The 23,089-nt window shown below is 64.1% G+C and carries 20 protein-coding genes and 1 tRNA gene; 8 read left to right on the forward strand and 13 right to left on the reverse strand.

What is annotated here, in order from left to right; translation table 11 throughout:
* Positions 1-19 precede the first annotated feature (19 nt).
* The gene (gene dapA, locus GWG67_RS04175; RefSeq protein WP_007603384.1) at positions 20-910 is read right to left on the reverse strand and encodes a 4-hydroxy-tetrahydrodipicolinate synthase; all 891 of its coding nucleotides are present in this window, start codon (positions 908-910) and stop codon (positions 20-22) included.
* A 293-nt stretch (positions 911-1,203) separates the two neighbouring features.
* Between dapA and GWG67_RS04180 the strand changes: the two genes are divergently transcribed.
* Both GWG67_RS04180 and GWG67_RS04185 read left to right on the forward strand, forming a co-directional pair.
* The gene (locus tag GWG67_RS04180; protein ID WP_275167890.1) at positions 1,204-3,585 is read left to right on the forward strand and encodes a lytic transglycosylase domain-containing protein; all 2,382 of its coding nucleotides are present in this window, start codon (positions 1,204-1,206) and stop codon (positions 3,583-3,585) included.
* Between the two features lie 636 nt (positions 3,586-4,221).
* A tRNA-Ser gene (locus GWG67_RS04185) sits at positions 4,222-4,314 on the forward strand.
* A 153-nt stretch (positions 4,315-4,467) separates the two neighbouring features.
* Here GWG67_RS04185 and GWG67_RS04190 read toward each other — a convergent pair.
* From GWG67_RS04190 to GWG67_RS04225, 8 genes are all read right to left on the reverse strand, one after another.
* A complete protein-coding gene (locus tag GWG67_RS04190; protein ID WP_275167891.1) occupies positions 4,468-4,734 on the reverse strand; it encodes a hypothetical protein in 267 nt (88 codons plus the stop codon).
* A 1,706-nt stretch (positions 4,735-6,440) separates the two neighbouring features.
* The gene (gatB, locus tag GWG67_RS04195; RefSeq protein ID WP_275167892.1) at positions 6,441-7,919 is read right to left on the reverse strand and encodes an Asp-tRNA(Asn)/Glu-tRNA(Gln) amidotransferase subunit GatB; all 1,479 of its coding nucleotides are present in this window, start codon (positions 7,917-7,919) and stop codon (positions 6,441-6,443) included.
* Entirely contained in the window at positions 7,916-8,221 is a 306-nt protein-coding gene (locus GWG67_RS04200) for a hypothetical protein (RefSeq protein ID WP_275167893.1), read from the reverse strand. The genes gatB and GWG67_RS04200 overlap by 4 nt, the downstream gene beginning before the upstream one ends.
* Complete coding sequence (gatA, locus tag GWG67_RS04205; RefSeq protein ID WP_275167894.1) at positions 8,212-9,687, reverse strand: Asp-tRNA(Asn)/Glu-tRNA(Gln) amidotransferase subunit GatA; 1,476 nt, start codon at positions 9,685-9,687, stop codon at positions 8,212-8,214. The genes GWG67_RS04200 and gatA overlap by 10 nt, the downstream gene beginning before the upstream one ends.
* Positions 9,684-9,896 carry a hypothetical protein gene (locus GWG67_RS04210; protein WP_007611210.1) on the reverse strand — a complete coding sequence of 71 codons (213 nt, stop codon included), beginning with the start codon at positions 9,894-9,896 and terminating at the stop codon, positions 9,684-9,686. Before GWG67_RS04210 ends, gatA begins: the two co-directional genes overlap by 4 nt.
* Before the next feature lie 82 nt (positions 9,897-9,978).
* Positions 9,979-10,266 carry an Asp-tRNA(Asn)/Glu-tRNA(Gln) amidotransferase subunit GatC gene (gene gatC / locus GWG67_RS04215; RefSeq protein WP_275167895.1) on the reverse strand — a complete coding sequence of 96 codons (288 nt, stop codon included), beginning with the start codon at positions 10,264-10,266 and terminating at the stop codon, positions 9,979-9,981.
* A gap of 76 nt (positions 10,267-10,342) precedes the next feature.
* Complete coding sequence (locus tag GWG67_RS04220) at positions 10,343-11,419, reverse strand: nitronate monooxygenase family protein (protein WP_275167896.1); 1,077 nt, start codon at positions 11,417-11,419, stop codon at positions 10,343-10,345.
* A 17-nt stretch (positions 11,420-11,436) separates the two neighbouring features.
* A complete protein-coding gene (locus tag GWG67_RS04225) occupies positions 11,437-12,414 on the reverse strand; it encodes a nitronate monooxygenase family protein (RefSeq protein ID WP_275167897.1) in 978 nt (325 codons plus the stop codon).
* 97 nt (positions 12,415-12,511) lie between these two features.
* Between GWG67_RS04225 and GWG67_RS04230 the strand changes: the two genes are divergently transcribed.
* Positions 12,512-13,402, forward strand: a complete 891-nt coding sequence (locus GWG67_RS04230; RefSeq protein WP_275167898.1) for a LysR family transcriptional regulator — start codon at positions 12,512-12,514, stop codon at positions 13,400-13,402.
* Between the two features lie 216 nt (positions 13,403-13,618).
* Complete coding sequence (locus tag GWG67_RS04235; protein WP_275167899.1) at positions 13,619-14,554, forward strand: cyclase family protein; 936 nt, start codon at positions 13,619-13,621, stop codon at positions 14,552-14,554.
* A gap of 175 nt (positions 14,555-14,729) precedes the next feature.
* Here the strand turns inward: GWG67_RS04235 and GWG67_RS04240 are convergent, their stop codons facing one another.
* Positions 14,730-16,955 carry a DNA/RNA non-specific endonuclease gene (locus tag GWG67_RS04240; RefSeq protein WP_275167900.1) on the reverse strand — a complete coding sequence of 742 codons (2,226 nt, stop codon included), beginning with the start codon at positions 16,953-16,955 and terminating at the stop codon, positions 14,730-14,732.
* Between the two features lie 302 nt (positions 16,956-17,257).
* Positions 17,258-17,470 carry a hypothetical protein gene (locus GWG67_RS04245; RefSeq protein WP_275167901.1) on the reverse strand — a complete coding sequence of 71 codons (213 nt, stop codon included), beginning with the start codon at positions 17,468-17,470 and terminating at the stop codon, positions 17,258-17,260.
* A 46-nt stretch (positions 17,471-17,516) separates the two neighbouring features.
* On the opposite strand from GWG67_RS04245, the gene ruvX reads away from it, so the two are divergent.
* Positions 17,517-18,008: a Holliday junction resolvase RuvX gene (gene ruvX / locus GWG67_RS04250; RefSeq protein WP_275167902.1), complete on the forward strand. Its 492-nt coding sequence runs from the start codon at positions 17,517-17,519 to the stop codon at positions 18,006-18,008.
* 3 nt (positions 18,009-18,011) lie between these two features.
* Positions 18,012-18,935, forward strand: coding sequence for an AEC family transporter (locus tag GWG67_RS04255; RefSeq protein WP_275167903.1), 924 nt, complete (start codon positions 18,012-18,014; stop codon positions 18,933-18,935).
* Between the two features lie 104 nt (positions 18,936-19,039).
* On the opposite strand, the gene GWG67_RS04260 is transcribed toward GWG67_RS04255, so the two are convergent.
* Both GWG67_RS04260 and GWG67_RS04265 read right to left on the reverse strand, forming a co-directional pair.
* Positions 19,040-19,810 carry a CPBP family intramembrane glutamic endopeptidase gene (locus tag GWG67_RS04260; protein WP_275168398.1) on the reverse strand — a complete coding sequence of 257 codons (771 nt, stop codon included), beginning with the start codon at positions 19,808-19,810 and terminating at the stop codon, positions 19,040-19,042.
* Between the two features lie 46 nt (positions 19,811-19,856).
* Positions 19,857-20,606, reverse strand: coding sequence for a M15 family metallopeptidase (locus tag GWG67_RS04265; protein ID WP_275167904.1), 750 nt, complete (start codon positions 20,604-20,606; stop codon positions 19,857-19,859).
* Between the two features lie 207 nt (positions 20,607-20,813).
* On the opposite strand from GWG67_RS04265, the gene GWG67_RS04270 reads away from it, so the two are divergent.
* Positions 20,814-21,761, forward strand: a complete 948-nt coding sequence (locus GWG67_RS04270) for an aspartate carbamoyltransferase catalytic subunit (RefSeq protein ID WP_007603315.1) — start codon at positions 20,814-20,816, stop codon at positions 21,759-21,761.
* Between the two features lie 5 nt (positions 21,762-21,766).
* Complete coding sequence (locus tag GWG67_RS04275) at positions 21,767-23,068, forward strand: dihydroorotase (RefSeq protein ID WP_275168399.1); 1,302 nt, start codon at positions 21,767-21,769, stop codon at positions 23,066-23,068.
* The last annotated feature ends 21 nt before the right edge of the window (positions 23,069-23,089 follow it).

Raw genomic sequence — 23,089 nt, forward strand, 5'->3', positions numbered from 1 at the left:
TCCCCGATCGGCTAGCGCGTCAGTTGATGAGGCCGGCATGAACCATCGCGCTGCGCACGGCAACGCGGGTCGGCTCGGTGACCGGCACCATCGGCAGCCGCAACGTCTCGTCCAGCTTGCCGAGCAGCGACAGCGCGTACTTGATCGGCGCCGGATTGCTCTCGATGAAAAGGTTGTTGTGCAGCGGCATCAGCTTGTCGTGCAGCTTCAGCGCGGTGGCATGATCGCCCTTCGCCCAGGCGGCCTGGAACTCGGAGCACAGCCGCGGCGCGACGTTCGAGGTGACCGAGATGCAGCCATGGCCGCCATGGGCCATGTAACCGAGGATGGTCGCATCCTCGCCCGAGAGCTGGTTGAAGTCCTCGCCCATCGCCGCGCGTTGCTGCGAGACGCGGACCATGCTGGCGGTGGCGTCCTTGACGCCGGCGATGTTCTTCAGCTCCCACAGCCGCGCCATGGTGTCGACCGACATGTCGATCACCGAGCGCGGCGGGATGTTGTAGATGATGATCGGAATCCCGATCGCGTCGTTGATCGCCTTGAAGTGCTGGTACATGCCTTCCTGGGTCGGCTTGTTGTAGTAGGGCGTCACGACCAGAACCGCGTTCGCGCCCGCCTTCTCGGCGTGCTGGGCGAGCTCGATCGCCTCCTTGGTCGAGTTGGAGCCGGCGCCGGCGACGACAGGCACGCGGCCTTTCGCTTCCTCGATGCACCATTCGACGACCTTCTTGTGCTCGTCATGGCTCAGCGTCGGGCTCTCGCCGGTGGTGCCGACCGGGACCAGGCCGTTGGTGCCCTCTGAAATCTGCCAGTTGACCAGGGAGCGGAACGCCGCCTCGTCCAGCGAGCCGTTCTTGAACGGCGTGACCAAGGCAGTGAACGATCCCCGGAATTTCGTCTTGGCTGCCATGGACTTCCTCCGTACGCGGCAATCTTGAGCAAGCCGCATTCATATCGGGTCTATCCCGCCGGTAAAAGACCCGCCTCGGCGTGACGCACCGTTTAGGCCGCGATTTTGCCGCGGTGGTGGTGCAAACCCGGCAAAGGTAAGCGGCTGTTGGTATTTTGTCCGCATATTCAATCAAATACAGCCAGATCTTGTACAGCTGGGTCTTGAGCCAATTGACTGATTCGGGGCGACGAAACGCCGTGATCTCCTTTCCGCGCGCCGCATGGCGATCCACTACTCTGATCGTGTGCCTGATGGCAGGGCTGTCGGCCGGCTGCGCCGCCTGGGCCAAATCCAACGAGACAACCGCGGAGACCGTCAAGGAAACCGCGAAACCGTCGGCCAAACCAGCCGCCAAGGACACTACGAAGGGGGCGTCCAAGGGAACCGGCAAGGAAACTTCGAAGGGCGCAACCAACGGCGCGACCAGTGCCCCCGCCAAGGATGCCGCGAAGAAGCCTGCCAAGGATACTGGCAAGGATGCTGGCAAGAACGCAGGCAAGGAACCTGCGAAGGAGAAGCTGAAGCCTACGGCGGCCGCGCCAAAGTCAACGCCGACCGCTGGCGGCTCGGTCCCGAAGACCGCACCCGCGCCGGCTGCGACGGCCACCGTCAGACCGACCGCCCCGGCCCCCGCCAAGCCCCTCGCGGCTCCTGTCCTGGCCCCGGCGACCCGCCAGCATGCCGCCCCGCGCAAGCCGGTCACACCGGCTGCGGTTGCCGCGACCTCCTCGACGTCGCAAGCCGACAAGGACACGCTGGAGACCGTGATCGAGCTCGTGCGCAAGCGCAAGGCGGGCGACGCCAGCAGTGCCGCGGCTACGATCTCCGATCCCGTCGCGCGAAAACTGGCGGAATGGATCATCCTTCGCAGCGAGGACAATGGCGCGACTGTGGAGCGCTACCGCGCCTTCCTATCCGCCAATCCGAGCTGGCCGTCGCAGACCTTCCTCCGCCGGCGCCTGGAAGCCGCGATGTGGGACGACAGGCGCGACGACCAGGTCGCGTGGTCGTGGTTCGAGAACGAATCCCCCGTGTCCGCCAAGGGCCGCTTCACGCTCGCCAAGGCGATGCTGGCGCGCGGCGACCGCGCCAACGCCGAACGTCTGGTGCGCGATGCCTGGCGCAGCGACCCGATGTCGGAAGACACCGAGAACAACGCACTCGACCAGTTCGGCGCGCTGCTGACACCCGGCGATCAGAAGGCGCGGATGGACACGCTGCTCTACGGCAGCGAGAACGAGGCCGCACTGCGTGCTGCGAAGCGCCTCGGGGCCGGCTATGTCGCACTCGCCAAGGCCCGCATCGCCTCCCTCAAGAAAGCGCCGAACGCTCGTGCGCTGCTCGACGCCGTGCCGCGCGAGCTGCACGGCGATCCCGGCTTCATCTTCAGCAAGATCCAGCTGCTGCGCCGCGAGGAGAAATTTGCCGAAGCCGCCCAGCTCATGCTGTCGGCACCGAAGGATCCGGGCCGGCTCCACAATCTCGACGAATGGTGGATCGAGCGGCGCCTCCTGGCGCGCAAGATGATCGACACCGAGGAATTTCGCAGCGCCTATCTGATCGCGCGCGATGCGGCCCTGCCCTCGCGCGACATCTACAAGACCGAGCAGGAGTTCACCGCCGGCTGGATCGCGCTGCGCTTCCTCAACGATCCCGCGGCCGCCACCCAGCATTTTGCCCGCATCGGGATCGGCAGCGTCAATCCGACGGCGCTGGCGCGCGCCGGCTATTGGCAGGGCCGCGCCGCCGAAGCTGCGGGCCGCCAGCAGGAGGCGCGCAACGCCTACGCGCGAGCAGCCGAGCAATCCACCAGCTATTACGGCCAGCTCGCACGCGCCAAGCTCGGCCTGCCGCAGATCGAGCTCAACGCGCAGCCGCGCAGCCGCGGTGCCGAACGGCTGGAGATCGTCCGCGCCGCGCAGCTGCTCTACGAGCTCGACGAGCGTGAGATGGCGATACCTGTTCTCGCCGACATGGGCGAGAACGGCGATCCCGAAGCGCTTGCCGGCCTCGGCGAGCTCACCCAGCGCTACAGCGACGCGCGCGGCATGCTGCTGCTCGGCAAGGCCGCGCTCAATCGCGGGCTGCCGTTCGATTTCTATGCCTATCCCGTCAACGGCATTCCGCAGTTCACGCCGATCGGCCCCGAGGTCGAACGCAGCATCATCTACGCCATTGCGCGGCAGGAGAGCGCCTTCAATCCTTCGGTCGTCTCGCCGGCGCAGGCCTATGGGCTGATGCAGGTGACGCCGGACGCTGCGCGCTATGTCTGCAAGCGGCACGGGGGGACCTACGATCTGGGGCGTCTGAAGAACGATTCGGCCTACAACGCCACGCTCGGCTCGGCCGAGCTCGGTGGGCTGCTCGAGGACTATCGCGGCTCCTACATCATGACCTTCGCCGCCTACAATGCCGGCCGCGGCAGTGTGAAGAAGTGGATCGATCGCTACGGCGATCCGCGCGACCCCAAGGTCGACGCGGTCGACTGGGTCGAGCTGATCCCGTTCTCCGAGACGCGCAACTACGTGCAGCGGATCATGGAGAACCTTCAGGTCTACCGCGCCCGCTTCGGCGGCGGCACGCGGTTGCAGATCGAAGCCGATTTGCGCCGCGGCGCCGGCAGCGTGGAGTAGCGATCATCCTCCCTCGACGCGCTGCGGTGAGTCCGTTGGCGGCGGGGGCCATCGTCGCCAGGACTTGAGCCACCGACGAAGAGCTGGGGTGCGATCGTCAGGCGGGCTTTCTCGCGATGTCCGTTGGCGGCAAAGCAAAGGGAGAACTATTGGCCTTCATTGCGGCGGCGCCTGGCGCGACGGGCGGCTCCCTCGGCCGGCGAGCGAGTTATCCCGACTATAATAGTGAGAGCGCCTTTCCCGCAGCCTGACACGGGACCCGTCGGCCGATCCGAGAGCGATCACCGCTCCTCAGCTTGTGGCGAATCGGGGAAAGAGGCAATCAAATCAATCACTTGCAAATGCATCACTCGACAGAGGCGATCGGCGACGAAGGCAGTCGTCCCCCGCGCGAGTGATCCGATCTAATTTGATAGCAAAATCAGTCGTTTACGTGGATAAAGGGAGCCTTTGTCCGCGCCAAAACCGCTCATCATACAGGCGCCAGAACCTCCAGCTTTGTGTCCGTTATCGCGGCGTTACGTTCTCGCCCCGGGAGCAAACCGCTTGGTTTCGGAATTCGCTGGGAATATTCGAGCAAAAACACACGCTTCCAAATTGACCAGCCCAAGTAATTAGATGCATAAGGCTCGCACCGGAGAGGTGGCCGAGTGGCTGAAGGCAACGCTTTGCTAAAGCGTCATACGGTCTCAAGCTGTATCGAGGGTTCGAATCCCTCCCTCTCCGCCACTCCTCAGCAGAATCTGAGATCTGTGCGTTCCTTCACCTGACACCCGACGGCGGTCTCATGCCGCTCCGAACCGGATGGAGGACCACAAGGGAACCTGATTCAGCGAAAGCCAGGTTCACCTCCGAAACGACGTCCGGGACCTGATTCTCCGCTCAGTGGGCGGAGACCCACGCCCTCGCGTCGCGCTGCGCGGCCGAGATATCGGCGTCCGACATCTGTCCGGCGACTTCCTGGCGCAGCGTCACGGCGTCCTTGCGGCCCTTGAGCGCGGCGAGGTTGAACCATTTGTGCGCGGCGACGAGATCGACGAGACCGGATCGTCCGCTCGCCCAATAGAGGCCGCGCTCGAACAGCACGTCCGACAGCGCGCCTGCGTCGATCGGCGTCGCCGTCTCCAGATCGAAAGTACCCTGAAACATAACGCATCCCCTTTTTTCTTATGCCGCCTCGTCCCCCGAGCGCGGCTCCCGTCCAATCAACTGTTCAACTCATCCCCGGGGCTTCTTGCCCGTGCCGTTTGCCGGCTTGTTGGAGGTAATGATGGCGGGCAAATTTGAATGGCAGTTTAAGTATCGCGATGAAGCAGACGTAAACGCGCCCGCCCCAGGGGCGCACAACAAATGCAAGAAGTCCCGGTTTTGCAGGCACTTCTGCAATTCGTCAGATTCGGTTTACCTTGGGATTTTGGGAGAACGATAACCATCGCGCACGGTGACGCGTGTCCTGTGGTGTCCCCGCCCGCTGTCGTCACCGGTATTCCAGAGACAGCAATGGTCCCAGGAGAAGCCGCGGCGAACTGGATCGCCAGGTCGGAGCCAGGCGACGACACGGCGAATGGAGAAGCGGCGCGTGAACAGCGTGCAACAGCGCCGCAGCCTCCCTGCTCAAGAAGCGCGCGCATATGAAGAAACATATGGCTGGAAGCTCGACTGCGGCCATCCTTCGAGACGCCCGCCTGCGGCGGGCCGTCAGGATGGGGGATGAGTATGCGGCAGCATCAACGCAGATGGACGCAGCCGAGCCTTATCCTGAGGAGGCCGCGAAGCGTTCGTCTCAAGACGAGGCGCTCGCTCAGGCGTCGCCGAGACGTCATATGCGAGAGCCCGGCCTGCTCAAGGCAGCACAGCCACGTCGCGGTCAGACCAGCAATGTCGGGAGATGGGAATGCCGGCAATACCCCGGCCTCAAGAGAACGAGGGCGTCGGCGAACACGTCAGGACCAGATTCCACGTTGGCCCGAAGGCCGCTTGTGAAATTGCGGAGCCCCTTACGGAGAACCGCACCGAACGAAGAAAACCTGTTTCTTCTGCCGGACCGCGCTTAGCGAGCGAACCCGCGAAGAGAACGATCCGACCGTTGACCTGATGTCTCGCCGACACCCTCTATCGTCGACCAGAACCTTTTGAGAGGCGCTGATGACGTGCCGGCTCTCTAGGAGCCGGCAACTTCAAAAAGCGAAGTTACTTCTTCTTGGCGACCTTGCGGGTCTTCTTCGCAGTCTTCTTCACTGCGCTCTTCGCCTTCTTCGCCTTCTTTGCCTTCTTAGCTTTCTTGGCCATGTTGCCCTCCGATGTGTGAGATGGCTTAATCGCTGCATGCAGTCGGGGATCGAGTGCACACTCATCCCGAATACACCAACACAACGAAAAAAACAGCGTCTCGCTTAAAGAAGTGTTGACGGCGAAACGCGCCTGCGCTGGCGAACGCGATGCAAGCGGACTGCATGAGTTGTGCTTGCGATCGCAGAGAGTGCCCGCGGCATCGACGTTTGCAAAAGATACGACTGCAGAAAAACACTATGCAGCAAGTATTTTCTTGCACGCGCACATCGCGCGCGATCGATGTCATGACCTATCGCGCCGATCGCGCGAGCGCCTCGCGAAGGCGCTTCGCGGACTCTGAGTCGCGACTTTTGGCAACGAAAATATTTTCATGATTAACGGCGCGCGGGCTCGTCGGAGCGTGTGCAAGTCGCCGTTTTGCGCGAATCGCGTGACGGCGATTCGGTCGGCGTATCGCGTTCGATCGGGATGAAGTTCGTCGCCGAGGATGCGCGCGAGCGTCGCATCGCGAACCGAAAGCGAGGTGACGACGCCTGTCCGTCACCTCGTTCGAACGCGCGAGGTCAGATGCCGAGCTTGGACTTGAGCAGCTCGTTGACGCTCTGCGGGTTGGCCTTGCCGCCGGATGCCTTCATCACTTGGCCGACGAACCAGCCGAGTGACTGCGGCTTGTCCTTGACCTGCGCCGCCTTGTCGGGATTGGCTGCGATGATGTCGTCGACAACCTTTTCGATCGCCGAAAGATCCGTGACCTGCTTCATGCCGCGGCTTTCGACCAGCGCGCGGGGATCGCCGCCCTCCTGCCAGACGATCTCGAACAGATCCTTGGCGATCTTGCCGGAGATCGTACCCTCGCCGATCAGGTCGATGATGCCCGAGAGCTGTGCGGCATCGACCGGAGAGTCCGTAATGTCCCGGCCTTCCTTGTTGAGACGACCGAACAGCTCGTTGATCACCCAGTTGGCGGCGACCTTGCCGTCGCGCGCGCGGTTGGCGAGCTTCTCCAGCACGGTCTCGTAGAACACCGCGCTCTCGCGCTCGGCGACCAGCACGCCGGCGTCGTAGGCCGACAGGCCGAGATCCGCGACGAAGCGCGTCTTCTTCTGGTCCGGCAGCTCGGGCAGCCCAGCCTTCAGTTCGTCGACGAAGCTTTGCGAGAACTCCAGCGGCAGCAGGTCGGGATCGGGGAAGTAGCGGTAGTCGTGCGCCTCTTCCTTGGACCGCATCGACCGCGTCTCGCCCTTGTTGGGGTCGTAGAGCCGGGTCTCCTGGTCGATCGCGCCGCCCTCCTCGAGGATTTCGATCTGGCGCCGGGCCTCGTACTCGATCGCCTGGCCGATGAAGGTGATCGAGTTCATGTTCTTGATCTCGCAGCGGGTGCCGAGCGGCGCGCCGGGCTTGCGCACGGAGACGTTGACGTCGGCGCGCAAGGATCCCTTCTCCATGTCGCCGTCGCAGGTGCCGAGATAGCGCAGGATCGAGCGCAGCTTGGTCACATAGGCCTTGGCCTGCTCGGCATCGCGGATGTCGGGTTTCGACACGATCTCCATCAGCGCCACGCCGCAGCGGTTGAGGTCGACATAGGACATGGTCGGCGACTGATCGTGCAGCAATTTGCCGGCATCCTGTTCCAGATGCAGCCGCTCGATGCCGATCGTGGCGGTCTTGCCGCCGTCCAGTTCGACCACGACCTCGCCCTCGCCGACGATCGGCGACTTGTACTGGCTGATCTGGTAGCCCTGCGGCGAGTCCGGATAGAAATAGTTCTTGCGGTCGAACACCGAGCGCAGATTGATCTGGGCGTTCAGCCCGAGTCCGGTCCGGACAGCCTGCCTGACGCATTCCTCGTTGATGACCGGCAGCATGCCCGGCATCGCCGCGTCGACCAGCGACACATGCGTGTTCGGCTCGCCGCCGAACGCGGTGGAGGCACCGGAGAACAGCTTCGCGTTCGACGTCACCTGAGCGTGGACCTCCAGGCCGATGACCATCTCCCAGTCACCGGTTGAGCCCTTGAGAAGCTTGTGCGTGGCCGTGCTCATGTCTTGCTCCCGAGCAGCGTGGCAGCGACGATCCGCTCCCACTCTGCTTGTAATGAATCCCTTGCCACGGGCTGGCCGGCCTGGCGGTACCAATAGCCGGCATTGCCGAGGTCGCCCTCGACCCGGTGCAGATAGGCGTGCACCCAGGCGGCCTCGCGGCTGCTCTCGTCCTGGACGATTCTGTGCGCCTGGTCCCAGTCACCCTTGGCGGCCCACCACAGTGCGGCGAGCGGCGCGCTGAGATCCGGCGGCGGCGCGGCGCCGTCAAGGCTGGCGATATACGCCGCCATGCTCACCACCATTTCGCCGGCGTGAAGCGGCCGGCGGCCTGCTCGATCACCTCGCCGAGCGAGAACAGCGTCTCCTCGTCGAATGGCCGGCCGATCAGCTGCAGGCCGAGCGGCAGGCCCTGCGCATCCTTGCCGGCGGGCACGGCGATGCCCGGCAGGCCCGCCATGTTCACGGTCACCGTGAAGATGTCGTTGAGGTACATCTCGACGGGGTCCGCGCCGCCCTTCTCGCCGATGCCGAACGCCGCCGACGGCGTCGCCGGCGTCAGGATCGCGTCGACGCCCTTGGCGAAGCAATCCTCAAAGTCCTTCTTGATCAGCGTGCGCACCTTCTGGGCACGCAAATAATAGGCGTCGTAATAGCCGGCCGAGAGCACGTAGGTGCCGATCATGACGCGGCGCTTCACCTCGGCGCCAAAACCTTCTGCGCGGGTGTTCTCGTAGAGTTCGTTGATGTTTCGGCCCTGCTCGCGCAGGCCGAAGCGCACGCCGTCGTAGCGGGCGAGGTTGGAGGACGCCTCCGCCGGCGCCACAATGTAATAGGCCGGCAACGCGTATTTGGTGTGCGGCAGCGACACCTCGACGAGCTCGGCGCCGGCCGCTTTCAGCCAGGCCGCGCCCTCGCTCCAGAGCTTTTCGATCTCGGCCGGCATGCCGTCGAGACGATACTCCTTGGGAATGCCGATCCGGATGCCCTTCACGGACTTGCCGATCGCAGCCTCGTAATCCGGCACGGGCATGTCGACCGAGGTCGTGTCCTTCGGATCGTGGCCGGCCATCGAGCGCAGCAGTATCGCGGCATCGCGCGTGCTGCGCGCGATCGGACCGGCCTGGTCGAGCGAGGAGGCAAAAGCGACGATGCCCCAGCGCGAACAGCGGCCGTAGGTCGGCTTGATGCCGACGGTCGCGGTGAACGCCGCCGGCTGACGGATCGAGCCGCCAGTATCGGTCGCGGTCGCACCCATGCACAGCAGCGCCGCAACGGCCGAGGCCGAGCCGCCGGACGAGCCGCCCGGCACCAGCGTCGTGTTGGAGCCATCACGCCGCCAGGGATTGCCGACGGGGCCGAAGCACGAGGTCTCGTTCGCCGAGCCCATCGCGAACTCGTCATTGTTGAGCTTGCCCAGCATCACCGCGCCGTCGCGCCAGAGCTGCGAGGTGATGGTGGACTCGTAAGTCGGCACGAAATTGCCGAGGATTTTCGAGCACGCGGTGGTGCGGACGCCCTTGGTCGCAAACAGGTCCTTGATGCCGAGCGGAATGCCGGCGAGCGGTCCCGCATCACCCTTGGCGATCTTCTCGTCGACGGCCTTCGCCATGTCACGCGCGCGGTCGGGCGTCTCCATGACGAAAGCATTGAGCACGCGCGCGGCTTCGATCGCGTTCAGATGCGCGTCGGTCAGCTCAAGGGACGTAAAAGTCTTGGCCGCGAGGCCCTTGCGGGCCTCCGCGAGCGTCAGCGATGTCAAATCGGTCATTTATTGATCGGGCTGCAGAAGAACGGAGACAGGGACTTGTCGTTGGCCGGGTCGTCTTTCTTGGCGGCCGCTTTCGCAGCCGCCTCGATCTCGTCGAGCACGGCATTGACGGCGACGTTGGGGTCGGCAGCCTTGCCCTGCCGCTCCATCTTGTCGAGATAGTTCATGTAGGCCTGATAGGCCTTCTCGTCGTCGCAAAGCATGCACATCGACAGCGTCCTAAGACTCTTTAGTTTGACGCGTTTTCTTTATGCGAACCGGTTTCCACTTCGCTCGAAAACGCTATGTAAATTACTCGACGACCTTGGGTACAAGATAGAAGTGACCTTCGGTCGCAGGCGCGTTGGCAACGATATCGTCGGCGATCTCGCCGTCATTGACCAAATCCTGCCGCTTCTTCATCTGCATCGGGGTGACCGAGGTCATGGGCTCCACACCCTCGACATCGACCTCCGAGAGCTGCTCGACAAAAGCGAGCATGGCGTTGAGCTCGCCCTGCAGATGCGGAACCTCGCCCTCTGAAACCGCAATGCGCGCCAGATGCGCGATGCGGCGGACGGTAGCGGCGTCGACGGACATTATATAAGGCCTCTCACGGCAAAACCTATGTGCCGTATAGCAGAGGCCGCTTTTGCGCCGCAACCGGCCGCGGGACCTATCCGGCGAGGGCCTTCATCCGGGCAAGCGCCGATTTGGCGAGATCCCGCGTCAATTCCGCTGCCGGGACCTCGCGGCCCAGGGCGATCGCCTGCCCGGCCCAGAGATTGGTGAAATCCACCCTGCCCTGCTTTTCGGCAGCCGCCTTCAGCGGTCCCAGCGCCGTTGCGGCATGGGGAAATGGCGGCGCGTCCGGCGAAATCGGGCCCGCCTCGCGCATCAGGCGGTTCTGGACGCCGCGCGCCGGCCGCCCGGTCATGACATTGGTGATGACGGTTGAATCATCCCGCCCCTCGGCGAGCGCCGCGCGTGCCGCCGCACCGACCTTGGATTCCGGACAGCGCAGATAGGCACTTCCGATCTGCACGCCGGCCGCACCGAGCGCGAAGGCGGCTGCGATGCCGCGGCCGTCCGCAAGGCCGCCGGCCGCAATCACCGGGACCTTCACCGCGTCGACCACCTGCGGTACCAGCGCAAAGGTGCCGGGCTGTTCCGAGATCTTGTCGGTCAGGAACATGCCACGATGGCCGCCGGCCTCCGCACCTTGTGCGATCACCGCATCAGCGCCGTGCTGCTCGAGCCAGACCGCTTCCTTCACCGTCGTCGCCGAGGAGATGACGAGACATCCAGCCGCCTTGACCCGCTTGAGCAGCGCGTCCTCCGGCAAGCCGAAATGGAAGCTGACGATCTCCGGCTTCAGCTCCTCCACGACCTCGCAGAAGCCGGCGTCGAACGGCGCGCGGTTCGCGGCATTGATGGGTGCGGCGGGATCGAGGCCATGCTCATTGTAGTAGCCCGCGAGGCGCTGTTTCCAGCGCGCCTCCGCCTCGGCCGTGAGCTCGACCGGTGTGTGGCAAAAGAAATTCATGTTCACCGGCGCGGAGACGCGCTGCCGGATGATGTTGACCTGCTCGCGCGCCTTCTCCGGCGACAGCATTGCGCTCGGCAGCGAGCCGAGCCCGCCGCCTTGCGCAACGGCGATCACCAACTCCGCGTCCATTACGCCGGCCATCGGCGCCAGCACGATCGGGAATTCGGTCTTGAAGAGATCGATCAGTCGACGGTTCGGCCACATGGTTGTTCTCTCGCACTTTAGGCGGACACGCTGGAATTGCGCCGACCGGTTAGCAGTTGCTCGGCCTCGGTCGCAATCCGTTCGACGATTTCGGCGGCAGACGGAATATCATGGATCAGGCCGACCGCCTCGCCCGCGATCACCGCGGCGATGTCGAAATTGCCGGCTGCCTTCGCGGCCGCATAGTCGGCCCCGACCGCGGCGACATTCTGCATCAGTTCGACCTCGCGGCCGATCCAGCGTCTGGCGTGATCGTTGACAAGGCACCGGCCGGTAAACGGCGCGGGCCAGACATTGTTGCGGGAGAGATCGAAAATGATTCCCCGCACCGTTGCGCCACTATCTGCCGCGCAGATGCGCCGCTTGGCCTCTTCCGCACCATCGGCCTCCTGGCTCGCGTAGAAGCGCGTGCCGAGCAGCACGCCGCTTGCACCGAGCATCATCATGGCCGCAAGTCCCCGCCCATCGGCAATGCCGCCGGCCGCGACCACCGGCACACGACCCGCGGCAAGATCGACGATTGCCGGCACGAGATCCATCGTGGTGCGCGAAGCGCCGTGACCGCCGGCCTCCGTCCCCTGTGCGATCAGGATATCAGCGCCCGCATCGAGCGCTTGCCGCGCCATCGTCTCGTCCTGCACCTGGCAGATCAGGCGTGCACCGGCGCATTTGATGCTCGCCGCGAAGGGTGCGGGATCGCCGAACGACAACATGATCGCGGATGGGTTTGCGGCGAGCGCAATGTCGAGAAGTTCGGGCCGCTTGGCGAGGCTCCAAGTTATAAAGCCGATCCCGAACGGCGCCTTCATGCCGGCGAGCTTGGCAATCTCCTGCTCCAGCCAAATCCTCTCGCCGTAGCCGCCGCCCAGGATGCCGAAGCCGCCGGCGCGGCTTACCGCCGCCACGAGGCGGCTGCCTGCCACGACGTCCATCGGCGCCAGCAGGATCGGATGCTCAATCTCCAATAGCGTGGTCAGCGACGTCGCGATCGGCATGGCACCTCCCAGGTCTGGACAGTGAGACTAGGCGCGAATACCATTCTCTAAAATTGAAATCTTGCGAACGCTGCCATCTCAAAAGAGAAACGATATTATGGAACTCCACGACATCCAGACCTTCGCCGCCGTCGCCCGTACCGGGGGCATCACCCGCGCGGCCGAAGAGCTCAACACGGTGCAGTCCAACGTGACCCAGCGCGTGAAGGCGCTGGAGGCGGAGATCGGTACGCCGCTGTTCGAACGCCATAGCCGCGGCATGACCCTGACCGGCGCGGGCAAAAGGCTGTTACCTTACGCGCAACGGATGTCCGCACTGGCGCGCGAGGCCGTGCTCGCGGCCTGCGACGACGGCGAGCCCAAGGGACCGCTCGCGATCGGCTCGATGGAAACGACCGCGGCGGTACGGCTGCCGCCATTGCTCGCGGACTTTCATCACCGCTTTCCAGCCGTCCGGCTGAGCCTGCGCACCGCGCCCACCGCCGACCTCGTCGCTTCCGTGCTCGAAGGCACGCTCGACGGCGCCTTCGTCGCAGGTCCGATCGCGCATGCCGATCTCATCGCGACAAGCGCGTTCCGCGAAGAGCTGGTGCTGGTCAGCGCGCGGCGCTGGGCCACGCTGGCCGAGCTGCGCGCCGGCACGCCGGAATCCGGCCCGACCGCGCTGGCGTTCCGCACCGGCTGCACCTACCGGCAGCGGCTGGAACAGATCTTTGTCGAGTTCGGCTGGCCGTCAGCCGCACGCTTCGAGCTCGGCACGCTCGACGGCATGATCGGCTGTGTCGCCGCCGACATGGGCGTGACGCTGCTGCCGCGCGCCGTCGTCGAACGTAGCGCGATCAACGGCAGCGTGTCGATCCACGCACTGAGCCATTCGCACGCGCAGGTCGAGACGCTCTTCATCCAGCGTCGTGCCGGACATCAAACCAGTGCGCTGAGCGGGTTTGCCGGCTGCCTGAAGCAAGACGACGAAGTCATCGCAGCCTGAGATGCCAGCGCGTTCCACCGCGCGAAATTCACCGTCACAAATCTGTCGCACTTGATCCGATCGACGCTGGGCGCAGCGAGTGCTGCGTTCAGCCGCCGCAGCATGGCACCGCGAAAAGTTTTGAAGCCCGCGGCTTTTCTACGTTAGGATGAGCGACTGGCCAGCGCGAAATCATAACGAAGCCAAACACCGGCAAAAACATCGGGAGGACTATTGATGCGCAATACGCTCGTGTTGTGCTGTGTCGCCGCGTTGTCTGCGACGATCGAAACAGCAAGCGCCCAAGACTGGACCAAATCGAAATGGGGGCCGAACGACGAGATCGGTGCTGCCAACTACATGACGCCCGAACTCGTGCTGAAGGCCGCATCTCTGGTGAAGACCGGAAAGACCTACGCACTCGGCATTCCCGTTACGTCCAGCACGCCGGCCTATCCGCCGCGCAGCTTCAAGATCACCGTGGTGCAGCCGGGACAGGCGGGCAGCGCAGGTCTCGGACCGAACAAGGCGACCTATAACGACGACATCCTGGACACATGGGTCGGCATCGGCAGCCAGCTCGACGGCCTCGGCCATCTCGGCGTCGAGCACGTCTACTACAATGGCAACAAGCTCGCCGACTTCGCCGATCCCACCGGGTTGAAGAAGCTCGGTATCGAGAAGGTCCCTCCGATCGTCACCCGCGGCGTGCTGCTCGACATGGCGGCGTATTACAACACTGATATCGTGAAGGAAGGCACCGCCTTCAACGCCAAGGAGATCGACGAAGTCGCCAAGAAGCAGGGCGTCGAGATCCGACAGGGCGACGTCGTCATCTTCCACACCGGCTGGCTCAGCCTGATCGGCAAGGACGACAAGCGTTATTCGGCAGGCGAGCCCGGTCTCGGCGTGGAAGGCGCAAAATACCTGACCAGCAAGGGCGTCGTCGCGATCGGTGCCGACACCTGGGCGCTCGAGGTGCTGCCGTTCGAGTCCAAGAACGTGTTCGAGGTGCACCAGATCCTGCTCGCGATGAACGGGACCTACATCCTCGAGAATATGGACACGGCCGCGCTCGCCCGGGACAAGGGCTACGAATTCCTGTTCGTGCTCGGCCAGCCGCGCTGGACCGGCGGCGTGCAGGCGATGATCAACCCGATCGCGATCCGTTGATCGGGAGCTGCCCATCACGGGCGAGGATGGCCTGCCGCCCGGCAGGCCGCCTCGCCCGCTTTTCGTTTGTCCCGCCCGTCATCGCGGCCTGAGATGCCTACGCCGCAGCGCGACGACGGCCCGGATCGCCTGGGGTCTCGCAACACCCCTCCGCAGCATACCCGACCGCGTCCGCCTAGATTCGGATCTCCTCGTAGGACTCGATGAGACGCGGGCCGACCGAGGTCTCCTCGTGCGAGTCCGCGTCGGCAAGATTGCCGAAGCCGAGCTTGGTCAGCTTCGCAAGATCCGCAATCGAGACCTGAAATACGCTGACATCTTCCTCGGACATGCGCTCGAGCAGATCCGCCTCCTCGATCCGGTCGATCCCCATGACCAGCTCTCTCTGGCTCATCAGGAATGCCGCCGCCTTGAGGACATCGTCTTCGCGGTCGCGCCGGATCAGTATCTTCCAGAAATACTTCGGAATCTGGATACCACCGAAGCTCGGATCCTTGTGCGGCCGACCGGACGGATTGGGCAGGTTGGATCCATCGGCGTCCGCTCCGTTGAAGACCGGTCCGTTCATCACGATGCCCTTCTCCTTGCCTTCAAGCAGAACATTACGCGTGTAATCCTCCAACCCTGCCCAAAGCTGCTTGCCCTGGTTGAACGAGAAGAACTGCGGCGAGCAATTGGTGAAATGGAAGGAATCGTCGCCGTGTTGCTTGGCCTTGGCGACCGTATCGCCCCAGGTCGCATCCAGGCGGCGCACGAGATGCCCGCGGTCGAACGGATTCTTGCTGCGATCCGCCTCGAAAGTGGCCTGCTTGCGGTAGAACTCGTCGCCGATCTGGGCGTCCTCGTCGATGCGCGGATCGCGCAGCCAGGAATCACCCTCGCGCTTGCCGACGTCCTGCTGCTTTCCGCCGTCGATATTGACGCAGCTGAAGAAGGCAAGCCTGCGCTGCTTGTTCATGACGACGCTATAGTTGAAATACTTCAGCTCGAACTGTTTGGACTTCCCCTTCAACATCGCAATCTCGGGTTTAAGTTCAGCGGGAATCTTCGGCAAGGCGACGGAGAATTTGCCGCTGCCGAGAAAATTAGCCTTGAATCCCGGACGGGATTTAAGCGTGCTCTGGTCGATATGCACTGCCTCCATGGGCAGACCGTTGTTCGCGCTGATGTGAGGCAACAAGCCGACCGGCGGAGCGACCAAAGGCCTGCTGCCGTTCTGCTTGCCGCCATTCGGTGCCCCTCCGTTGCCTCCGGCCGGGACTGGCAGGCGAGCCAACGGAGGCAAAGAAACATCCTTCCTGAACATGGGCAGCGGCACGCGAAACGGGACCACCAGCGACGTGCCGTCGACGGATTGCTCGACCCAGACGTTGGTGCCGTACGGCGCTGTCACGATCGAAGGCGGCTGGGCTCTCTGGACCTCGTGCCGGGTCGGCGGCTCAACCTCGTCAAGAACCGGTCTGATCAGGGCATGGGAACCAACGGCAATCTTGAGATCGGCAACGATTGCACTGATCCGGATGCCTTCGTTGGCGATCCAGTCGATCGAGATTTCATCCATCGATGGATCCCAAACCTTGCCGTCCTTGGTGAGAGTGCGGCCCTGCGCATTTTTCTTTGGAATACCGCTGTGGTGCAGCGCGACCACCTGCCAGAAGCGGTTGAACGCCGGCGAACCAGACGACCCGGCCGTCGTATCGGTGTTATACCAGAGGAAGTCTCCGACATATTTAAGCAGCTTGTTCTCGCGGACGCAGACCTGCTTCATCTGTCCGCTGGGATGCTGGATGATGGTGAGGTACTCGCCGGGGTCCGCCTTGCCGGGCGCACCGCTGAGCGGCAACCAACCCCAATTCTCGAGCTCCTCGTGACCTGACAGCGAGGTCGGCGCCATCGCGACGATTGAGAAATCGAGTCTGTCGTTGGTGTAGAAGAATTTGGCCGGTTCGAATCCGAACCGGATCGGCACCCGCTCTTCTCCCGAAATGTCCAGCTCATAATCGAAATCGGCGATCGAATTGGCTGCGTCGACCGGCTTGCCGAAAACGTGATGGTTCGTCATCAGCAGGCCCGGCCCGATCAGAAAGCCCGAACCATAGCCGAGCAGATTCGACTTCATGTCCCTGAGCTGAATGCGACACACCGAGCGCGAGGCCGCGGTGCCCTTGGCGAGATAGTTGATGCTGTCGAGATCATTGCCCTGGATGATCCGCTCCAGGCCAATCTCTGCCGCCTGCACGTTCCCCGTCTCCGCGAACAGCTGGCGCTGGCGCAGGATTTTCTTGTCGGAGCTTATCTGGATCGGGCCATCGCCTAAATTTCGGTTCAGGGCTTCAGGTGAAAACTCGGCCTGCTTAAATCGCCTTTCTGAGCCCGCGATCAGGCTTGGCTTGATGAGCATGATGACCTCTCAAAAATGACTGGACGAATCTGGACGTTGTCGGGAGCGCATTGAAAATTTGCGCGAAGGTTGCAGCGCCGCCGGACTGTCGGGTGCTGCCCATCGTTCTGGAATCGGAGGCTTCGCCCCGCACTACTTTAGACTATATATTTAATCTACCGCAACCAGAGCGTCAATCGATGCGCGCGGCCGGAGACGCGACATCATGCCATCGTCCGCGACGTCACCCGTGTGAGATTTGCCACAAATGGTCGATGCACCTGCGCATCACGATTTCGCGCGTCGTGGTGCCGCCGGACGATCTACGGCCTGAGACGCCAGCGCCGCAGCGCCACGACGGCCCAGATCGCCTCGACCACGCCGAACGGCCAGGCCCCTTGCAGGAAGCCGTAGGCCGAACCGAGCACGCAGGACATTGCGAACAGCAGCACGAACCAGTGGCTGCGGTCTTCCAGGGCGTAAGTGACCAGCATCGCCGTCACGGCGAACAGGCCAAATAGTGTCAGCGCATCCATGTTCCGGGTTCACTCCGCAGCGCGACGCGTGATATGCGCTAACACCATGCCGGCTCTTATCCTGCCTCTCGTCGATGCTGCAATCCACTGGCCCGAACGCGGCGGGTTGGTCGGCCTTGATCTGGGTACCAAGACCATTGGCGTTGCCGTGTCCAATCCGGACCGCCGGTTAGCGACCGGCGTCGAGACGATCCAGCGCAAGGCGTTCAAGCAGGATGCCGCCCGGCTGCTCGCGATTGCCGGTGAACGCAAGGCCGTCGGCTTCGTGCTCGGCCTGCCCATCAACATGGACGGCAGCGAGGGCCCGCGCGCGCAATCGACCCGGGCGTTTGCCCGCAACCTCGCCGGCCTGACCGTGCTGCCGATCGGTCTCTGGGACGAGCGCCTGTCGACCGCTGCGGTCGAGCGCGAGCTGATCGGCATGGACGTCAGCCGCGCCAAGCGCGCCGAAGTGATCGACGAGCACGCCGCGATCTTCATCCTGCAAGGCGCGCTCGACCGCCTCGCCAATCTGCGCGCAGCTCCGGGGCCAGGCTGATCCATGGCCGTCGTGATCGCGGCGCTCCTCCCCGTCTTCATCCTGATCGTGCTCGGCGTGGTGCTGAGGCGCACCCTGATGCGGCTCGACACGCAATGGAACGGGCTGGAGCGGCTAACTTATTTCGTCCTGTTTCCGATGCTGCTGGTCCAGACGCTGGTAAAGGCCGACCTGTCCAGCGTGCCGGTCGCCGGCGTCGGCGGCGCTCTGCTGCTGTCGGCGCTCGCGATGTCGCTGCTCTGCCTCGCGCTCCGCCCGGCTCTCGCACGGCTCGACATCGACGGTCCCGCCTTCACCTCGATCTTCCAGGGCGCGATCCGCTGGCAGACCTATGTGGCGCTGTCCGTCTCCGCCAACATGTTCGGCGAGGTCGGGCTGGCGCTCGCCTCGGTCGCGATGGTGGCGATCATTCCGCTGGTCAACGTCCTCAGCGTCGCGGTGCTCGCGCACTTCGCCGCGCCGGAGAAGCAATCCGCGCGCGCGATCGTCATGACTGTTGTCCGCAATCCCCTGATCTGGGCCTGCGCGATCGGCCTCGTCATCAATGTCATTCATCTGCCGCTGCCTAGGATCTGGCATGAGGTGGCAGACGCACTCGGCCGCTCCTCCCTCGCCATCGGCCTGCTCGTCACCGGCGCCGGACTGCATCTAAAAGGCCTGCTCCGCCCCAGCGCGGGCGCCGCTATCGGCGTGGTGTTCAAGCTGGTGTTGATGCCGATGGTCGCGCTGGTGCTTGCCGTCTGGTTCGGACTGTCCGGCGACAGCCTCGCCATCGTCGCGATCTGCGCCGCAGTGCCGACCTCGACCAGCGCCTATGTGCTGGCCCGCCAGATGGGCGGCGACGCCCCGCTGCTGGCGCAGATCATCACGCTGCAGACGATTTTGGCGGCGATCACCATGCCGATCGTGATCGCGCTGGTGGCCTAGACCTCCGTCATTGCGAGGAGCTCTTGCGACGAAGCAATCCAGACTGTCTCCGTGGAAGAAGTCTGGATTGCTTCGCTGCGCTCGCAATGACGGAGTATGAAACCTCAGCTCCCCAGCCACATCGTCAGCACCACCGCCGTCAGATTGTTCAGCGCGTGCAGCACGATCGTGAGCCAGAGCGAGTTGCTGCGGTAGCGCATGTAGCCGAACCACAGGCCGATGGAGAAGACCTCGGCGAGGAAGTACAGGTCGTATTGCAGGTGCACGACCGTCCACAGCAGCGACGACAGGATGATCGCGCCGGGCACGCGCAGGAAACTCGCCGACCAGCCGCGATAAAGGAAGCCGCGCGCCAAAATCTCTTCCGACATCGGCGCTGCCACGCTGAATGCGAACAACAGGAAGAAGGCTGCGCCCTTATCGCGGCCAGATTTCAACAGATCGGTCATGAAGCCCGGCGTGGCCTCGCGGCCGAGGCTCCGCGACATCGTCTCCCAGGCCACGACGATCAGGATGAGGCCAACGGCGCCAAACAGGAGTTGCTTCCAGGACGGCCAATGCAGCGCGAGATAGTCGACGAAGGAGGTCTTCTTGATGCGGATGGCAAGCCACACCGCGGCCAGTGTCGCCGGCAGGCCCAATATCACCGACAGCGCGAGCGCCTGCGGCTCGCCGCCGACGAGCTGAAGCGACGCGAGGTCCATCGGCAGGCCACGCTGTACCGCCAGCAGAACGATGGCGCCGATCTGTCCGACGAACATTGCAGCGAAAATGACGACGCCCCATATCGCCGTGCCCCAGAATTTCCAGACGCGCGTCGCCTCGTGCGCTGGCGTCGCAGTCAGCGGCGGATGATCGGGATTGAGCGAGTCCATCAAGGCGCTTTCATTGGGGAGCATTCCGGGCTGGTCGGATTGCGATCTACTTCGTCCGCGGCGGAATCGGGAAATCATAGGCCGCCCCGCCCGCCCCCGGCAGGGAAAAATGCCACCACTCCTTCGCATAGTTCACAAAGCCTTGCCTCGCCATCGCTGCCACGAGCCGCTTGCGCCAGGCGCGCTGGTCCGGACTGATCGACGGTGCGGCGGTGTGCCCTTTCACGTCGGTGCAGTCATAGCCGGTGCCCATGTCGACGCTGCCCTCTGGCGGGCGAGCCTCGACCGGCGCGGTACAGTCAGCGTAGGCCTTTGACGGGTCGTATTTGCCTGAATTGTCGGCCTTGAGATCGACCAGCGTGAGATCGAGCGCGGCGCCCGTCGAATGCTGCGAGCGGCTTGCGATGTAGCCGAGGCGGAACAACTCGGTCTTGGGAATTTTGGGATTGTAGCGCCGCTCGGCGGCCGTCTCGTGGCCGTTCTGCGACCACCTGACCATATCGAGCGAGGCCCGCGCCGGCCGGTAGCAGTCGAACATCTTCAGCGAGAGATTTTGCGCCGCCAGTTCCTGCTGCACCGCCTTCAGCCGCAGCCCCACCTCCCGCTTCACCACGCATTCGCCAGCGCCGTAGCCGGCGAGCGGACGGCCGACGAAATTGTTCGAGGTGGCGTAGCGGATGTCCTGGACGATGCTGGGGTCGATGTCGCGCAGATAGACGAAGCCGCCGGGAAGCGACTGGGCATGGGCGGATGAGATGAAGCCGATTGCTACAAATGCGGTAAGACCTGTTTTCACGATGCCTCCCCGTCCTCCGGCGTCATTCCGGGGCGGCTCGAAGAGCCGAACTATGGTGCGGGCTCCCGCACCAGAGAATCTCGAGATTCCGGGTTCGATGCTTCGCATCGCCCCGGAATGACGACAAGGTACAGATCGGGGGATAACTCCCCGCCCGGGCTTTGGCCCTTGCCCCCCCGGCCATCCCCGCCTATAGCTCTCGCTTTAATGACATCGAAATCGACCTTCGTCCTCGGCCACCGGCATTTGCTGGGCATCGAGGGCCTTTCCGCGGCCGACATCACCGGCCTCCTCGACCTGTCCGAAGAATATGTCGAGCTCAACCGCCAGGTTGACAAGAAGCGCACCGTCCTGCGTGGACGGACGCAGGTGAACCTCTTCTTCGAGGCTTCCACCCGGACCCAATCCTCGTTCGAGCTCGCCGGCAAACGGCTGGGCGCCGACGTCATGAACATGTCGGTGTCCTCCTCGTCCATCAAAAAAGGCGAGACGCTGGTCGACACGGCAATGACGCTCAACGCCATGCACCCGGATATCCTGGTGGTGCGCCATCACGCCTCCGGCGCGGTGGAACTGCTGGCCCGCAAGGTCGACGGTTCCGTAATCAATGCCGGCGACGGCGCGCATGAACATCCGACCCAGGCCCTGCTCGACGCGCTGACCATCCGCCGCAACAAGGGCCGGCTCGAGGGCCTCGTGGTCGCGATCTGCGGCGACGTGCTGCATTCGCGCGTCGCCCGCTCCAACATCATCCTGCTCAACGCGATGGGCGCCCGCGTCCGCGTCGTCGGCCCCTCCACGCTGCTGCCGCCCGGCATCGAGCGAATGGGCGTCGAGGTCGCGCGCGACATGCGCGAGGGGCTCAACGGCGCCGACATCGTCATGATGTTGCGGCTCCAGCGCGAGCGCATGAACGGCTCCTTCGTGCCGTCCACCTCCGAGTATTTCCATTATTTCGGGCTGGACCAGAAGAAGCTCGCCTACGCCAAGCCCGACGCTCTCGTCATGCATCCCGGCCCCATGAACCGCGGCGTCGAGATCGACACTGCGGTCGCTGACGGCGCCCAGTCCCTGATCCGCGAACAGGTGGAAATGGGCGTGGCCGTGCGCATGGCGGTGCTGGAAGCGCTCGCCCGCAACCTGCCGAACGCGTGATGCTCATGTTGACCGACCGCCGACCCATCCTGCTTGCCAATGCCCGCGTCGTCGACCCCTCCCGGGATTTTGATGGCCCCGGCGATGTCCTGATTGCCGACGGCATCATCCGGGAGACCCGCCGCGGCATCGGCGCTGCCGGCGTCCCCGAGGGCACCGACGTCGTCAACTGCGCCGGCAAGATCGTCGCGCCCGGCCTGATCGACATGCGCGCCTTCGTCGGAGAGCCCGGCTTCAGCCATCGCGAGACCTTTGCCTCCGCAAGCCAGGCGGCTGCGACCGGCGGCATCACCACCATCATCTGCCAGCCCGACACTTCGCCCGTCATCGACAACTCGGCGACGGTGGACTTCGTGATGCGTCGCGCCCGCGACACTGCCATCGTCAACATTCAGCCGATGGCGGCGCTGACCAAGGGCATGCGCGGCGAGGAGATGACCGAGTTCGGCCTCCTCAAGGCAGCCGGCGCGATCGCCTTCAGCGACTGTGACAAAAGCGTGATCAATGCGCAGGTGATGCGCCGCGCCTTGACCTATGCGCGCGATTTCGACGCGCTGATCGTGCACTACACCGAGGATCGCGATCTCGTCGGCGAAGGCGTGATGAACGAGGGCGAGTTCGCGTCGCGGCTCGGCCTGATGGGCATCCCGAACGCGGCGGAAGCCGTGATGCTGGAGCGCGACATGCGCCTGGTCGCGCTCACCGGCGGCCGTTATCACGCGGCGTCGCTGACCTGCATCGAGTCGCTCGACGTGCTCAAGCGCGCCCGCGACGCCGGCCTCGCCGTGACCGCCTCGGCCTCGATCAACCACCTTGCGCTGAACGAGAACGACATCGGCCCTTACCGTTCATTCCTCAAGCTGTCGCCGCCGCTGCGCACCGAGGACGACCGCCGCGCGCTGGTCGCCGCCGTCGCCTCCGGCCTCGTCGACGTCATCATGTCCGACCACAATCCGCAGGACGTTGAGGTCAAGCGCCTGCCTTTCGCGGAAGCAGCCCCCGGCGCGATCGGACTGGAGACCATGCTCCCGGCGGGCCTTCGGCTCGTGCATAATGACGAGCTGGGCCTCAAGACGCTGATCCGGGCGATGTCGACCCGGCCGGCCGAGATTTTGGGATTGCCTGGCGGAACCTTGCGTCCGGGCAGCCCCGCCGACGTCATCGTGATTGACCCCGATGTCCCCTGGGTGGTCGATCCCGCCGACCTCAAATCGCCCTGCAAGAACACGCCGTTCGACGAGGCCCGCTTTACAGGCCGCGTGGTGCGCACCATTGTCGGCGGACGGACCGTGTACGAGCATGTCTGACGTGCGGAGCTGCAGCCAGGG

Source organism: Bradyrhizobium sp. CSS354 (genome assembly GCF_029051725.1).
Classification (GTDB): domain Bacteria; phylum Pseudomonadota; class Alphaproteobacteria; order Rhizobiales; family Xanthobacteraceae; genus Bradyrhizobium.

Bases quoted from the DNA above. Each gene is read 5' to 3' on its own strand.
- dapA (WP_007603384.1), bottom strand. From the start codon at position 910: ATGGCAGCCAAGACGAAATTCCGGGGATCGTTCACTGCCTTGGTCACG.
- GWG67_RS04180 (WP_275167890.1), top strand. From the start codon at position 1,204: ATGGCAGGGCTGTCGGCCGGCTGCGCCGCCTGGGCCAAATCCAACGAG.
- GWG67_RS04190 (WP_275167891.1), bottom strand. From the start codon at position 4,734: ATGTTTCAGGGTACTTTCGATCTGGAGACGGCGACGCCGATCGACGCA.
- gatB (WP_275167892.1), bottom strand. From the start codon at position 7,919: ATGAGCACGGCCACGCACAAGCTTCTCAAGGGCTCAACCGGTGACTGG.
- GWG67_RS04200 (WP_275167893.1), bottom strand. From the start codon at position 8,221: ATGGTGGTGAGCATGGCGGCGTATATCGCCAGCCTTGACGGCGCCGCG.
- gatA (WP_275167894.1), bottom strand. From the start codon at position 9,687: ATGACCGATTTGACATCGCTGACGCTCGCGGAGGCCCGCAAGGGCCTC.
- GWG67_RS04210 (WP_007611210.1), bottom strand. From the start codon at position 9,896: ATGTGCATGCTTTGCGACGACGAGAAGGCCTATCAGGCCTACATGAAC.
- gatC (WP_275167895.1), bottom strand. From the start codon at position 10,266: ATGTCCGTCGACGCCGCTACCGTCCGCCGCATCGCGCATCTGGCGCGC.
- GWG67_RS04220 (WP_275167896.1), bottom strand. From the start codon at position 11,419: ATGTGGCCGAACCGTCGACTGATCGATCTCTTCAAGACCGAATTCCCG.
- GWG67_RS04225 (WP_275167897.1), bottom strand. From the start codon at position 12,414: ATGCCGATCGCGACGTCGCTGACCACGCTATTGGAGATTGAGCATCCG.
- GWG67_RS04230 (WP_275167898.1), top strand. From the start codon at position 12,512: ATGGAACTCCACGACATCCAGACCTTCGCCGCCGTCGCCCGTACCGGG.
- GWG67_RS04235 (WP_275167899.1), top strand. From the start codon at position 13,619: ATGCGCAATACGCTCGTGTTGTGCTGTGTCGCCGCGTTGTCTGCGACG.
- GWG67_RS04240 (WP_275167900.1), bottom strand. From the start codon at position 16,955: ATGCTCATCAAGCCAAGCCTGATCGCGGGCTCAGAAAGGCGATTTAAG.
- GWG67_RS04245 (WP_275167901.1), bottom strand. From the start codon at position 17,470: ATGGATGCGCTGACACTATTTGGCCTGTTCGCCGTGACGGCGATGCTG.
- ruvX (WP_275167902.1), top strand. From the start codon at position 17,517: ATGCCGGCTCTTATCCTGCCTCTCGTCGATGCTGCAATCCACTGGCCC.
- GWG67_RS04255 (WP_275167903.1), top strand. From the start codon at position 18,012: ATGGCCGTCGTGATCGCGGCGCTCCTCCCCGTCTTCATCCTGATCGTG.
- GWG67_RS04260 (WP_275168398.1), bottom strand. From the start codon at position 19,810: ATGGACTCGCTCAATCCCGATCATCCGCCGCTGACTGCGACGCCAGCG.
- GWG67_RS04270 (WP_007603315.1), top strand. From the start codon at position 20,814: ATGACATCGAAATCGACCTTCGTCCTCGGCCACCGGCATTTGCTGGGC.
- GWG67_RS04275 (WP_275168399.1), top strand. From the start codon at position 21,767: ATGTTGACCGACCGCCGACCCATCCTGCTTGCCAATGCCCGCGTCGTC.